Genomic DNA, 13,390 nt, shown 5'->3' with positions numbered 1-13,390 from the left:
GCTCAGCACACGTCGGGACCTTGAGGTCAGGGCTGGGTGGTGTCCACGATGAAGCGGCGACTGAGATTGATCTCAGCCGAGAGCAGGCCTGGGTCGGCGGTCACCGTCAGTTCGTACTCCCCGTCCCGCAACGCCCCCAGATCGAGCACCCGGTGGCTTCCGATCCAGCGGGTGGGGACGATCTCGCCGTTCAGCCTGGCCTCGACAGTGCGCAATGCCTCGTTGCCCAGCGCCTCGTCGTCGCTGAGATCAACCACGTCCACCGTGAGTGCGGCGTCGGAGAGCGCGGCGGCGTTCAGCATGCCGCTGCCGGGGATGCCGCGTAGCCGGAGCTCCGGCTGGTTCACCGCGTTGGCCACCGCGATGCAGCCGATCGCCAGGGCGGCGGTGACAGCGGCAACCAGAAGTGTGATGAGGATCCTCCGTCTGGACCGGGTTCGCACAGGTTCCGACGTCTTCAGGGCCAGCCGCATGGACACATCCTTCGAGGAGTTGCTGCTGTAGGCGGTCGGCTCCGCCTCTTCGTCCCTCCCGTGGCCTTTACATCGGCCTCCTGCACCGGCGCGAGGCCAGACGGGCCCGAGGACAGGGACTCGGACTCGCGGGTGTCCGGCGATCCTGACAGTCCCAGCTGACCGCCACGGAATCCACTTCGCCCTCACACTCCCCGCGAGAACGGTCCCGTAGAGCCTGCCTGGTACACGCTGTGGGTGCAAGTTCCGGCCCATGTAAGGCCGTTGACGGCGTCCTCTACGGCGACGTCCCCACCACACGGCTTCCGGCGCCGATCGAGCGGGAGATCCTCGGGTCCCGCAGGCCGACAGGCTGGGAGCTGCGGAACCTGGACGCCCGGCGCGGGCCCGACCACGGCGTCCTGCATGCCCCGGACTGCGAGGAGGCTTCACAGGGCGTCGTCACGAGACGGTCGGCCGGCAGAGTGCATGCTGGCACGATGCGGTCATCCCCGGATTCAACGCCGCCTTCTACACACTCGATCTGCTGGTGCCGATCGTCAGGTTCGCGCAGGAAGGCGCCTCCGCGCCGCGCGGCAGCGGACAATGGCCGGCCTTATGGGCTGCTCGCGGCCGGCTGGGTCCTGGCCACCACGGTCACGGCCGGAGTATCCCCGTCCGCTCACGCAAACAGCCCCGGACGACGAGTCCGAGGCCGACCAGAGCGCCTTCCTGGGGAGAAAACCCCAGGCCAGCGGCTTAACGTGTTGTGCCCCCGGCAGGATTCGCACCTGCGACACCCGCTTTAGGAGTTTCACGGGGCGGGGCTGTGACCTGCGGAGATGCGGGCCACGGGGCGTCTGGCCAGGGGAAACACTCCTCCGCACTTCTTCTGTGTTCGCAGTGCTTCCCGCTCCTATGTGTGCTGAATACGTGCCGGTGGGTGCTGTCCGACATGGGGGTGCTGTGCTCGGGGGAGCCGGCGAGTGGTCGGAGTGCAGCGCGGGCGGCGTTTCGTCAGACCTTCTCGACTCGCACGGGGTGCCCCGCGAGGAGTTGATTCATGTCGTCGGTGTCGGAGGTGAAGACTGTTGCCTGAGCTCCCTGCGCGGCTTCCCGCCCGGCCACAGCGGCCAGAATGACGTCGATGGCGTACTTGTGCCCATGCAGGCCAGCTGCCTTCAGCATGTCTCGCGCCATGGCGATCAACTGATCATCCGTGTGCACGATACGGATCCGGGACAGCGTCCAGTTCGCCTGTGGCACGCGTGGCGGGCCACGAGCCTGTTTCCCAACGCCGCTACAGAGGAAATCTTGAGAGACTGGTCAAAACAGGTCGAGCTTGGCGGACTCGACAGCTCCCAGCATGCGGCACTTGCCGGTCTCTCCGTTCACGCACACGTAGCCCGTGCCGATGGCCATGTCCCGGATGTCTCCGCTCCGGAGGTAGGCGACTGACTGACAATCGAAGTAGAACGTGCTTCCGACCTGAGCATGCTCTCCTTCGACGAGTGCGAAGGGCATTCCCTCGTGGCTCACTTCCTCATCCAGAAACCTCTGGGCCAATCTGGTCGCCTTTTCGATGTCCAGCATCAGTCCGACTCCTCCTCCGTTGGGCGACCGGAACCGCCTCAAACGGTGGTAGCGATCGCCGACAGCCAGGCATACGGCAGGCCACTTGCGCACGTCACGCTTCGACGACCAGCTCCCGCTGCGGGTCATAGGTCATAAGTCCCCGGCTCTTCGCCATGGTGATGAGGGTGTCGGAGACTTCATTCTTCCGGGACCAGGCGATGTTGACAAGTACGTACTCTCCGTTGAAATAAACGGAAGAAGTCCAGGGGGATTGATCTGCTTCCTCCTCCGTGGTGTCCTCCGTCAGATCCTGATAAGCCTTCTGAACATCCCGGTAGAAATCGGCAACTCGCGGACTCTCCGCAGTAACCCCGGACTCACCATCCGTCATCGCGTCGTATTTCTGATATGCCGCCGCCGCGTCAAGGGAACCGCTCTCGTACCAGAATGCGAGGTCGTAGCTCATGACCGTCCTTTCGATACGGCGTGGGAGCCCGTCGCTCAGGCGCCCACGCCGCTCACTCGACTCGAACTTACCCGACCGGAATCGACCGGTTACTCGTCCAGGTGCTCTCGGGACTTCATGCTACCGGGCGGAATCCATGAGTCGAATACGCCTTCCAGTACGAGGCCGCCCTTCGTGGTGACCGTGTTTCCAGGAAGATTCAGCCAGTCGTCGAACTTCTTCTGGTCCGGATTTCGCTTGGCTGAGCCGCCCTTGGTTTCGATCCCGTACCAGTGGCCGTTTATGTTGACCAGGCCATCGAATTTCCGGACCTTGAATCCGGGTGCCTTGACCGAGACTTCTCTGGCGATGACCGTCGCACCGTCCAGCATAAGGTTTTCCCAGGTCGTCAGTTCGTCGTTCGAGCCGTCGCGCCCCTCTACGCCGTCACGCTTGGCGTACTTGCCTTTGGCATTTCGGGGGGCGATCCCTCCCGAGTTGAGGATCGACTCCTCGGCCTCGTACGCCTGTCGCCGCCACCCCGTGAGTCCACCGACCCCAGTCACCGCGAGCTGCTGCGCAAGCTCGTCCGCAGCATCCGAGTAAAGGTCCGCCAGCGCGTCACAGCCCTGTTGCCGCAGCAGGTACTCGGCCCGGTAGAGCCGGTAGGCCGGGCGGACAGGGAGGTACGTGTCGACGAAGGCCCCTACACCACCGTTCTGGCCGGTGACGGCGGCCTGGGCGTCGCCGAGAAACTCGAACGGTGCCCTCAGGCCCTCCAGGAAGCCGTTGCCGAAAATCTTCAGCCCCTCGCCGAGGCTGTCGACCTTCCTCTGCCGTGGGCTGATACCGCGGCGGGACGCTGGTGGGGTTCGTTCCGGCCGAAGCCGATCGCTCTGTGATGCCGGTGAGCTCGCAGGTCAGCGTGGTGCTGGGGGCCGTCCACGGGAACCGTGGAGTGTTGCTGCGAGCACGTGCGTCAGAATTCCTGATTCACCCTGGCCCTCCCCGAACGGCGTACCACTCGGGCTGGTGAGGGAGGGATCGGGACCGTGGACGTGCTGCACGAACGCTGCGCGGGGGTGGACATCAGCAAGAAGGACGCCAAGGCGTGCGTCCGCACCCCGAGTACCAAGCGGCGGGGGTCTTTCACCACCGAGACCACCACCTGGGGATCGACGAACGCGGTACTCGCCCTGCGCGGTCACCTGCTCGCCGCCCAGGTCACCCTGGTCGTGATCGAGGCAACCTCGGACTACTGGAAGCCCTTCTACTACCTGCTGGCCGACGAGTTGAACGTGATCCTGGTCAACGCCCGTCAGGTCATGAACCTACCCGGCCGCAAGACCGACGTCTCAGACGCGGCCTGGCTGGCCCAGCTCGGCGCGCACGGCCTGGTGCGCGCCTCGTTCGTGCCACCCCAGCCGGTGCGCGAACTGCGTGACCTGACCCGCGCCCGCACCCAGCTCACCCGCGAGCGCGGCCAGATCGTCCAGCGCCTGGAGAAGCTGCTGGAGGACACCGGGATCAAGCTGGCCGCGGTCGCCTCCGACATCATGGGCGTCTCCGGCAGGGCCATGCTGGAGGCTCTCGTCTCGGGTGAACGCGAACCGCAGACCCTCGCGGAGCTGGCCAAACGCAAGCTCCGCAACAAGATCCCCGAACTCACCGAGGCCCTGACCGGCCGCTTACGCGACCATCACGCCTTCCTGGTCCGGCTGCACCTGGACCACTACGACCAGGCACGACAGGCTCGCTTGGCAGCGGATCGATTCCACGGACCCGTACGGCGACGATATCCGTGACGATGGGGGATTGGGTCGGGAGCTTGGTCAAATGCCAGCGGAAGGGCTCTGGGGCATCCCGGGCGTTCATTAGGCAAGTCGGTTGTCGGGCAATGATGTGTCGGCTGCCCCGAACTCCGCTTCGCGGCCCGCCCGACAGGGATCAGGCCGTCGACGACGAGCTGGGACGCGGGGCGTGGCTTCGAACTCGTCTCGTGAGTCGTCGTTGAGTACCGTGTGCGTATCAGGTGACGGATGCTCAGCGATGGCTGGGCCCGCCGGTCAGTCGATGCCGTCGATAATGCGGAAGTCGCGCTCGAAGCCGTCGGGGAGGGCCACCAGCGCCTTCTGGTATGCCTCGCTCTCGTATGCCGCGACGGCCTGTTCAAAGCTGTCGAACTCGATCAGAACGACGCGTTCTGTGATTCCGGCCTCGTGGGCGACGACTCGACCGCCAAGGAGGGACAGGACGCGCCCGCCCCCAGCCTGGACAGCCGAACCGGCCAGCTCGTTGTAGTCAGTCAGCCTCTCAGGGTCGGAAATGGCGGGGTAGACACTGACCCAGTAGCCCTTAGCCATGGAAACCTCCTGTGTTCGGCCGGACATGTCCGACTTCGAATTGACACTCAGATCGATCGATCCCGGCGACGGGTACTGCGGTCAGTTGAATCGCCGTATGCGCAGGTTAGGGCTTGATGTGCGGTCGAGGGAAAGACCGGTACGGGATAGACTCAGAACGGATCGTTATCAATCGGCAGGGAGGCCACGTGGCGCCGGATACGGTGAGTCTGCGGTACTTCCTGGTGCTGGCGCAGGAGTTGAACTTCACCCGCGCGGCAGCACGGATCGGTATCGCACAGCCCGCACTCAGCGCCCGGATGCGCCGATTGGAGGCGGAACTCGGCACGGCCCTGCTGGTCCGCAACACGCGTAGCGTCGTATTGACCACGGCCGGTGCGGCTTTGGCGGAGTCCGCGCCGCCCGCGCTGGCGGCGCTGGACCGGGCATGGGACACCGCCCGGAGCGCGGCGGCCGGTGAACTGGGCACGCTGCGCATCGGATACAGCCTCAGCACCGGGGCCGAGACGGCACCGGCCCTGGTGGACAGGCTGATTCGCGGCAACAGCGGACTCGAGGTCGGCGCGGTTCCGATGGCGACACCGGAGATCTCCCCCGCGGTCGCCGACGGCCGCATCGATGCCGGGATCACCCGCGGTGAACAGCCGGGCCGTGGCGTGCGCCGGTTCCTGCTGCGGCGTGCGCGCATCGGGGTCCAACTGGCGCAGCACCATCCGCTGGCCGAACACCCGGAGATCGAGATCGCCGACGCGGCCGCGTATCCGCTGCGACTCCCGGACCGTGCGGCCAACCCCGTGATCCACGATCAGCTGTCCGCACTGTTCCGAGACACCCGACCACGCCCCCGATTCCACACGCCCGCAGTCTCTTTCGACATGTCTCAGCGCGACCTGCGCGACGGGGCCACCCTCGCCCCGGCCGGAGAAGCCGCGGCCACGGTGCAACCAGCCGGTCTCACCTGGCGACCGCTGCGAGGCGCGCCCAGCATGACGATCCACCTGGTCCTCCCACGCGAGCAGTCGCCACTACACCGCCGCATCCGTGCCGTCGCCAAAACCCTGGCGCACGAGCTGCACTGGCTGCCGGACTGACGCGCAAGCGGTCAAGCGAGACGGACGCCTGCGGTGGCGAGGCCGAAGAGCCTGCGCCCGGCGGACTTCGCGGTGATGACGACGACGGTGGTCTTGCTGAATGCGCTCATGCCAAGGCGGGGGAGAACCGGCAGGAGTCGGACTACGTCTTCGCCACTCGCACCGGCCGCCCTGTCGAGCCGCGCAACCTGTACCGCTCCTTCACCCGCGTCGCCGAGTCCGCCGGCCTCCGCGTGATCCGGCTGCACGACGCTCGCCACGGGACGGCCACCCTGCTCACGGCTGCCGGAGTCGCGCCCCGCGTCGTGATGGAGATTCTCGGGCACTCCCAGATCAGCATCACCATGGACGTCTACCACCCACGTCGTCCAGGACCCGCAGCGCGAAGCCATGAGCCACATGGACCGCCTGCTCAGGAGGCGCCCCGGTCGTCAGTGACCAGGCTCGTTGATGTCAGCTGTAGATGTCAGAAGGGCCCGCACCTACGAAAGTCGTAGGTGCGGGCCCTTCTGACCTGGTGCCCCCGGCAGGATTCGAACCTGCGACACCCGCTTTAGGAGAGCGGTGCTCTATCCCCTGAGCTACGAAGGCAGTGGCAGTGGACGCAAGCAGCGACGTGCCCGTGGTCCGAGAGGACCACAGGCGTCAGCGTACCGGATGTGGGTCGCACGGGTGTGGGGGTCAGGTCAGGGGGACATCTGTGAAGCGGGCTGCTGTGTGGAGGTCCGTTTGGATGCGGGTGGCTGTCGTGGTCAGTTCGGGGAGGAGGTCCGTCACGCACTCACCCGGGGTGCGGCGGCTGGCGTGCATCGCTGCGCTCAGGGCCGCCACCACCCGGCCCGACCGGTCGCGGATCGGGACCGCGATCGAGCGGAGGCCCTCTTCCAGTTCCTCGTCCACCAGGGCGTAGCCCCGGGAGCGGACCGAGGCCAGGACTCCTTCGTGGGTGTGCTCGGTCGTGGTCGTGCCGGTGGGCGCGTCCGCCAGCAGGACCCGGCCCAGTGCCGTCGCGTAGGCCGGCAGACGCGTGCCCACCGTGATGTTCACGCTCATCACCCGGGCCGTGGCCACCCGGGCCGTGTACTGGATCTCCTCGCCGGAGTCCGACAGCACCGCCAGTGACGTCGACTCGTGGATGCGGGACGTCAGGTCGGCCAGGTGGGGCTGGGCGATCTCGGGGAGGGAGGTGCGGGACAGGGGTGGGAAGCCGAGGGAGAGGACCCGGGGGGTCAGGGTGAAGGTGCGGCCCGCCGGGGCCACCAGGCCCAGGTGTTCGTAGGTGATCAGGGCTCGGCGGGCCGTAGCCCGGGCCAGGCCCGTCGCCTGGGCCACCTCCGTGAGGGTCAGTTCCGGCCTGCCCTCTCCGAAGGCCGTGAGGACCGTCAGGCCCCGGGCCAGGGATTCGATGAACTCGCGGCCCAGCTGCTGCTTGGACGCGCCTGTCCAGAGCGCCAGGTCCGAGGGGGGCGGCCCGGGTTCGGGCGGTGGGGTGCGGCGGAGTTCGCGTTCCATGTCCGACACCGCGGACCGCAGCCTCGGCAGCAGCGTCGTGCGCAGGTGGTGCGCGGTGTGACGGCTCGTGTGGCTGACCACGCTCGCCACGCTCGCGATCCGGCCGTCCGCTCCAGGGGTTCGGACCGGTACCGAGATCGCCACCAGGCCCGGCTCGATCAGCTGGTCGTCCAGGGACCAGCCGTTCGCGGACGCCTCTTCCGTGCGGCGGGCGAACGTCTCGTCGTCCCTCTGGTCCGCTCCGAACGTGCGTGGCGGTACGGCCGTGAAGGAGAGGTCCCTCGGGTCCGACGCCCTGCGGTCCCGCCAGTGTCGCCAGTCCGTGGCCGTCCACTCCGTCGCGAACAGCGGGCCGGGGGCGGTGCGTTCGGCGGGGAGCAGGTCGCCGATGCGGAAGCTGAGGGACATCGCGCGGCGGCGGGTCGCCTGGTGGATGAAGCGGATGCCGTCGCGGTCGGCGACAGCGAGAGAGACCGACTCGTCCAGTTCGTCGGCCAGGGCGTCGGCGTGCGGGGAGAGGAGAGCGGGCAGGCGCAGGGCCGACATGTAGGCGTTGCCCAGTTCCATTAGACGGGGGGAGAGATGGACGTCCCGGCCGTCGAAGCGGACGTAGCCCATGCGGGCGAGGGTGGCCGTTATGCGGTCGACCGTGGAGCGGGCGAGACCGGTGGCCCGTTCCAGGCCGCTCAGGCTCAGCGTGCCGTCCGCCTCCGTCAGTTCCCGCAGGACAGCGATGCCGCGGATGAGGGGAGTGACCGCCTCGGCGGGGACCCCTCGCTCGTCGATGGTGGCCGCCGTACGAGCGGCCGGGGCGCCCTCCCGAGCGGCCGGTCCCCCCTCCCGCGCGGCCGGTGCGCCTCCGCGAGCGGCCGAGGCCCCCACTGAAGCGACCGGTGCGCCCCTCCGAGCGGCCGAGGCCCCCACCGAAGCGGCCGGGTCGTTCCTCCGGGCGGCCGAGCCGGCCGTCCGGGCTGTCGACGAGGTCGTCCCCTCGCCCGGCCCCTTTTCGTCGGCCGGCGGGGCGGACCCCTCCGGGGTCTCGGGCATGGGCTTCGCTGGCATCGGCTCTCCGGTACGGCGCTCGCGACGGTCGCGGCAGGCCCACCGTAATCCGGAAACCCGTGGCCCGGAGGCCGGGAGGGGCTCGACGAACGTACGCCTCCGTGTATCGCCCGTACTCCCTGCCGCTCACCCCCTACTCCGCCCACCCTTCTCCCCCCCACTCCCGACCGCCCACCCTTCTCCCCCCCCACTCCCGACCGCCCACCCCTCCCCCCAACTCCCGACCGCCTACCCCTACTCCCGCGTCACCCGCACCCGATACCCCCCCTCCACACCGGCCCCCGCGCCCGCCGCTCCCGTCCCCACCCCAGCCACCTCGATCGTGATCCCCCTGCCCGCGTCGCGGAACGTCTCCCCGGGCGTGAACGGCGCGTCCGACAGTTCCGCGTGGACGTTCGGCGCGCGCGTGCAGCCGCCGCTGTCGCGGCGGGAGTCGTAGACGGTGACCGGGCCCATGCCCGTGTCCACCTCCGCGTCGACCTTGTAGATCAGGACGCCCGGGCGGCACACCGCCTCGTCGTTGCCGGCGCGGGTGCGCAGTTCGACGGCGTAGCCGGTTCTGCCGTCCAGGGGGAGGAAGACCAGCTTGGAGCCACCGGCGAGGGGCAGCGGCGTCAGGGTGTACTCCGTGGTGCCGGTGGACGCCGCGCAGTGGACCTGGGCGGCGTCGAGCCAGCCCAGCTTCCACTTGTGCCAGCCGAGGAAGTCGTTGTTGGCGCCCCAGTCCTCGCTCATGATGTCCCAGTGGCCGACCGCGCCCCCTCCGTCCGCGGTGTACAGGTCGGGCAGGCCGAAGACGTGGCCGTTCTCGTGGGGGAGGACGCGGTAGCCGGTGCGGTCGTAGGAGCCGGAGCCGTCGTCCTGGCGGGAGTACACGAAGGAGGCGTTGGCCACGGGTATGCCGTCGGCCCTGGGTGCCTCCGGGTTGCCGGCGAAGGTGACGGACAGGACCGTGTCCAGGGCGGAGAGGCCGGCGTTGGGGGTGACCAGGACGTTCAGCAGGTCGTAGGCGCGGAAGTCCACCTTCGGGTCGGCCGCCGCCACGAGGTCCTGGACCAGCGCGCGGTAGCCGGGCTCGAACGGAGCCCCGCGCTCTATGCCGTACTCGCGGAAGGACTTCGGCATCCGCAGCCAGGACGGGATGGGGGTCTCGGGTCGGTAGTCGAGGCGGCCATAGGAGCTGGTGCGGAACCACTCGCGGGTCTGTGGGAAGAACTCGCGGAAGCGGTCCCGGGCGTCGCCCTCGCCGGGGGCGTCGGAGAAGTCGATCATCAGGGTGAGGGCTCGGACGGTGCCGGTGGAGCGGGTGTAGCCCGTGGAGGTGGGGATGCCCTCGGACATCTGGACCTCGCGGGCGCCGCGGATCATGCAGGGCCCGTGTGCGGAGGTGTGGGACAGGGCGATGGGGCCCGCTCCCGCCGTACTGGCGCCCGGGGCGAGTCGGCCCGTGCCCGCCGAGGTGCTGACCGTGAAGGTCAGGGCGGTCACGCAGGCCAGGGCGGCCAGACGGCGCCTGGGTATCCGGTGGCCGGGCGGCCCCGTGCCGTCCGGGCGGGGGTGCCGGTGCTGCGGCTGGATGCAAGGGACCTGCAAGGGACCTCCCGCGCCACGGCAGCCTCCGGTCTCCGGCTGCACCCTTGCGATCACCCTGCGTCGCGAGGTGGGGGGACGCGCGCTGGAAGAGACCGATCGTGGGTTTCCCGCCGGTAAGAGGTGGGAGGGTATGTGAGCCAGGTCACAAGCAATTTCCACAGGAGCGGGAAATACCGGGGACCCACTCCCCGTTTAGCCATGTGTCCGACCGAAACGGGGATCCAATCCCCGGATCGCCTCACTCACCAGGAGTACACCGTGCAGACCGCCAGCCCCGAAGCGCGCAAGGTGCCCCGGCCTCGCGCCGACGCCCTGCGTAACCGGGAGCGGATCGTCACCGCCGCCCGGGAGATGTTCGTCGAGCACGGCCCCGAAGTGCCGCTCGACGAGATCGCCCGCCGGGCCGGCGTGGGTAACGCCACGGTGTATCGCAACTTCCCGGACCGCGACGCGCTCGTCCGTGAGGTCGTCTGCTCCGTCATGGACCGTACGGCCGCGGCCGCCGAGACCGCGCTCACCGAGACCGGCGACGCGTTCGAGGCGCTGGAGCGCTTCGTGCACGCCGCCGCCGATGAGCGGATCAGCGCGCTGTGCCCGATGGTCTCCAGCACGTTCGACCAGCACCACCCGGACCTGGAGGCCGCGCGCGAACGGGTCGAGCGGCTGATCGCGGAGGTCATGGACCGGGCCAGGACGGCCGGGCAGCTCCGCTCCGACGTGGATGTCGGAGACGTCATGATCGCCGTGGCCCAGCTCAGCCGGCCCCCGGCCGGCACGGACTGCTTCCGGGCCGACCGCTTCGTCCACCGCCATCTTCAGCTGTTCCTGGACGGGCTGCGGGCTCCGGCTCGCTCCGCTCTCCCGGGTGCGGCCGTGACCCTGGAGGATCTGCGCCGGCCCTGACCGATCAGTCCCGGACCATAAGTTCCGGACCCATAAGTCCCGGACCCATGAGGCCCTGACCCAGTAGTTCAGCCCTTCCAACCGTCTGAAGACCAGGCGACAGTCTCTACGGCCGTCCCCGCAGGCGAGCCGTCCCCTTTCGTCACCTTTTTTCGTCACGAAGTCCCGAAGTGGGTATCCCCATGTCTGAAACAGTCTCGAAGACCTTCGGCGCACCGGCCCGAGAACCGGACGCCAACCGCTGGAAAGCGCTCGTCTTCATCGCGCTCGCCCAGCTGATGGTCGTCCTGGACGCCACCATCGTGAACATCGCCCTGCCCTCCGCCCAGCAGGACCTCGGCATCTCCGACGGCAACCGGCAGTGGGTCGTCACGGCCTACGCCCTCGCCTTCGGCGGTCTGCTGCTGTTCGGCGGCCGGATAGCGGACCTCTGGGGGCGCAAGAAGGCCTTCGTCGTCGGCCTCGGCGGCTTCGCCGCGGCCTCCGCGCTCGGCGGCGCGGCCACCAACGAGGCGATGATGTTCGGCGCCCGCGCCCTCCAGGGCGTCTTCGGCGCGCTGCTCGCGCCCGCCGCGCTCTCGCTGCTCGCGGTGATGTTCACCGACGGCAAGGAGCGCGCCAAGGCGTTCGGCATCTACGGTGCGATCGCCGGTGGTGGCGGCGCCGTCGGCCTGATCCTGGGCGGCTTCCTCACCGAGTACCTGGACTGGCGCTGGACGTTCTTCGTGAACATCCCGTTCGCCATCGTGGCCGCGGCCGGCGCCTACTTCGTCATCCGTGAGCCCGAGGGCGGCCGCAACCGCTCCGCCCTGGACATCCCCGGTGTGATCCTGTCCACCCTCGGCCTGGTCGCCCTGGTCTACGGCTTCACCCGCGCCGAGTCCGACGGCTGGAGCGACTCCGTCACCGTCGGCATGTTCGTCGCGTCGGCCGTGCTGCTGCTGTCCTTCGTGCTCGTCGAGTCGAAGGTCAAGGCTCCGCTGCTCCCGCTGCGCGTGATCACCGAACGCAACCGCGGCGGGATCTACCTCTCCCTCGGTCTCGCGATCATCGCGATGTTCGGTCTGTTCCTCTTCCTGACCTACTACCTGCAGATCGTGAAGGGCTACTCGCCGGTCAAGACCGGGTTCGCCTTCCTGCCGATGATCGCGGGCATGATCACCGGCTCGACCCAGATCGGCACCCGCCTGATGACCAGGGTCGCGCCGCGCCTGCTGATGGGCCCCGGCTTCCTGGTCGCCGCGCTCGGCATGCTGCTGCTGACCCAGCTGGAGATCGGCTCCTCGTACGCCGCTCTGCTGCTGCCGGCGATGCTGCTGCTCGGCCTCGGCATGGGTACGGCGTTCATGCCGGCCATGTCGCTGGCCACCCAGGGCGTGGAGCCGCGGGACTCTGGTGTCGCCTCCGCGATGGTCAACACCTCGCAGCAGGTGGGCGGCGCGATCGGTACGGCTCTGCTGAACACCATCGCCGCCTCGGCGACCACGGCGTACGTCGCCGACCACATCGCCGGGGCGACCAGCCGGTCCCAGCAGCAGCTGGTCCAGCTGGAGGCCATGGTGGAGGGCTACACCAGCGCCATCTGGTTCGCCGTCGGCATCCTCGTGGTGGCCGCCGTGATCGCCCTGACCTTCGTCAACGCCGGCCGCCCGGGCGGTACGACGGTGGCGTCCTCCGAGGAGGACGCGGCGGACGAGGTGAAGATCCCGGTCGTCGCCCACTGACGGCCGCGCACCACACCCCTTCGGGCCATCCGTGGGTACGAGGAAGGGGACGCCTCGTACCCACGGAATCCAGGACCTGCCCCGGCTCCCGCGTCAGCGGAGCCAGGGCAGGTCCGCACCCGCTTCGGCCGGCTGAAGTCCCTCGGCGACGATCCGCATGATCTCGCCGAGGGACTTCTGCTGTTCCGGGGTGAGCCGGTCGAAGACCGCCTGGCGTACGGCCTCCACATGGCCCGGCGCGGTCTCCCGCAGCACCTTGAGGCCCTCGTCCGTGAGGACGGCGAACTGGCCCCGCTTGTCGTCGGGGCAGTCCTCCCGGCGCACCCAGCCGTTCTTCTCCAGGCGCGCGATGGCGTGCGAGAGACGGGACCGGGTGATCTTCGCCAGCATCGCGAGCTCGGTCATCCGCAGCCGCCGCTGCGGCGCCTCGGCGAGCTTGACCAGAAGGCCGTAGTAGACGTGCGGCATGCCCGCGTCGCGCTGCAGCTGACGGTCGAGATGGTCGTCGAGGAGGGTGACGCCCTCCATGAACGAACGCCAGACGCGCTGCTCCTCGTCGGTGAGCCAGCGCGGTTCCTGGGGCTCCGCGACGGAGCCCGGTGTCGGTGCGGATGCGGGTGCCTTCATGCCTTCCACTTTACGTGGCCCCTTCTTGAAGTTTAAACAAATG

Annotated in this window: 13 protein-coding genes, 1 tRNA gene and 2 pseudogenes; 6 read left to right on the top strand and 10 right to left on the bottom strand. The window is 68.7% G+C overall.

Annotation, left to right across the window (positions count from 1 at the left end):
- Window positions 1–26 precede the first annotated feature (26 nt).
- Window positions 27–473, bottom strand: coding sequence for a hypothetical protein (locus CEB94_RS17300; protein WP_175433092.1), 447 nt, complete (start codon window positions 471–473; stop codon window positions 27–29).
- Between the two features lie 490 nt (window positions 474–963).
- On the opposite strand from CEB94_RS17300, the pseudogene CEB94_RS40925 reads away from it, so the two are divergent.
- Window positions 964–1,126 (top strand): annotated as a pseudogene (locus CEB94_RS40925) (oxidoreductase); the annotation flags it as partial.
- Window positions 1,127–1,469: 343 nt separating this feature from the next.
- Here CEB94_RS40925 and CEB94_RS17295 read toward each other — a convergent pair.
- The 4 genes from CEB94_RS17295 to CEB94_RS40920 form a co-directional block, all read right to left on the bottom strand.
- On the bottom strand, window positions 1,470–1,718 hold the full coding sequence (locus CEB94_RS17295) for a hypothetical protein (protein ID WP_246111822.1): 249 nt from the start codon (window positions 1,716–1,718) through the stop codon (window positions 1,470–1,472).
- A 60-nt stretch (window positions 1,719–1,778) separates the two neighbouring features.
- Window positions 1,779–2,045, bottom strand: coding sequence for a hypothetical protein (locus CEB94_RS17290; RefSeq protein ID WP_175433091.1), 267 nt, complete (start codon window positions 2,043–2,045; stop codon window positions 1,779–1,781).
- Window positions 2,046–2,139: 94 nt separating this feature from the next.
- On the bottom strand, window positions 2,140–2,493 hold the full coding sequence (locus tag CEB94_RS17285; RefSeq protein WP_175433090.1) for a hypothetical protein: 354 nt from the start codon (window positions 2,491–2,493) through the stop codon (window positions 2,140–2,142).
- Between the two features lie 89 nt (window positions 2,494–2,582).
- The gene (locus tag CEB94_RS40920) at window positions 2,583–3,038 is read right to left on the bottom strand and encodes a hypothetical protein (protein WP_246111821.1); all 456 of its coding nucleotides are present in this window, start codon (window positions 3,036–3,038) and stop codon (window positions 2,583–2,585) included.
- 486 nt (window positions 3,039–3,524) lie between these two features.
- Here CEB94_RS40920 and CEB94_RS17275 point away from each other — a divergent pair, with 486 nt between their 5' ends.
- On the top strand, window positions 3,525–4,277 hold the full coding sequence (locus CEB94_RS17275; RefSeq protein WP_281292505.1) for an IS110 family RNA-guided transposase: 753 nt from the start codon (window positions 3,525–3,527) through the stop codon (window positions 4,275–4,277).
- A 261-nt stretch (window positions 4,278–4,538) separates the two neighbouring features.
- Here the strand turns inward: CEB94_RS17275 and CEB94_RS17270 are convergent, their stop codons facing one another.
- The gene (locus CEB94_RS17270) at window positions 4,539–4,835 is read right to left on the bottom strand and encodes a DUF1330 domain-containing protein (RefSeq protein ID WP_175433089.1); all 297 of its coding nucleotides are present in this window, start codon (window positions 4,833–4,835) and stop codon (window positions 4,539–4,541) included.
- Between the two features lie 188 nt (window positions 4,836–5,023).
- Here CEB94_RS17270 and CEB94_RS17265 point away from each other — a divergent pair, with 188 nt between their 5' ends.
- Together CEB94_RS17265 and CEB94_RS17260 are read left to right on the top strand one after the other, a co-directional pair.
- Entirely contained in the window at window positions 5,024–5,926 is a 903-nt protein-coding gene (locus CEB94_RS17265) for a LysR family transcriptional regulator (protein WP_175433088.1), read from the top strand.
- A gap of 104 nt (window positions 5,927–6,030) precedes the next feature.
- Window positions 6,031–6,364: pseudogene (locus CEB94_RS17260) on the top strand (tyrosine-type recombinase/integrase); the annotation flags it as partial.
- 77 nt (window positions 6,365–6,441) lie between these two features.
- Here the strand turns inward: CEB94_RS17260 and CEB94_RS17255 are convergent.
- From CEB94_RS17255 to CEB94_RS17245, 3 genes are all read right to left on the bottom strand, one after another.
- A tRNA-Arg gene (locus tag CEB94_RS17255) sits at window positions 6,442–6,517 on the bottom strand.
- Window positions 6,518–6,607: 90 nt separating this feature from the next.
- Window positions 6,608–8,500 carry an IclR family transcriptional regulator domain-containing protein gene (locus CEB94_RS17250; RefSeq protein ID WP_246111820.1) on the bottom strand — a complete coding sequence of 631 codons (1,893 nt, stop codon included), beginning with the start codon at window positions 8,498–8,500 and terminating at the stop codon, window positions 6,608–6,610.
- Window positions 8,501–8,734: 234 nt separating this feature from the next.
- A complete protein-coding gene (locus CEB94_RS17245) occupies window positions 8,735–10,006 on the bottom strand; it encodes a M6 family metalloprotease domain-containing protein (RefSeq protein WP_246112163.1) in 1,272 nt (423 codons plus the stop codon).
- 345 nt (window positions 10,007–10,351) lie between these two features.
- Here CEB94_RS17245 and CEB94_RS17240 point away from each other — a divergent pair, with 345 nt between their 5' ends.
- Together CEB94_RS17240 and CEB94_RS17235 are read left to right on the top strand one after the other, a co-directional pair.
- Window positions 10,352–10,996 (top strand): TetR/AcrR family transcriptional regulator, encoded by a 645-nt coding sequence (locus CEB94_RS17240; RefSeq protein ID WP_175433087.1) that lies wholly within the window; start codon window positions 10,352–10,354, stop codon window positions 10,994–10,996.
- Between the two features lie 182 nt (window positions 10,997–11,178).
- Window positions 11,179–12,720, top strand: coding sequence for an MFS transporter (locus CEB94_RS17235; RefSeq protein ID WP_175433086.1), 1,542 nt, complete (start codon window positions 11,179–11,181; stop codon window positions 12,718–12,720).
- A gap of 93 nt (window positions 12,721–12,813) precedes the next feature.
- On the opposite strand, the gene CEB94_RS17230 is transcribed toward CEB94_RS17235, so the two are convergent.
- Window positions 12,814–13,347: a MarR family winged helix-turn-helix transcriptional regulator gene (locus tag CEB94_RS17230; protein ID WP_175433085.1), complete on the bottom strand. Its 534-nt coding sequence runs from the start codon at window positions 13,345–13,347 to the stop codon at window positions 12,814–12,816.
- Window positions 13,348–13,390 lie beyond the last annotated feature (43 nt).

This window comes from Streptomyces hawaiiensis (assembly GCF_004803895.1).
Taxonomy (GTDB): Bacteria; Actinomycetota; Actinomycetes; order Streptomycetales; family Streptomycetaceae; genus Streptomyces; species Streptomyces hawaiiensis.
This window is presented reverse-complemented; position numbering and strand designations above follow the sequence as displayed.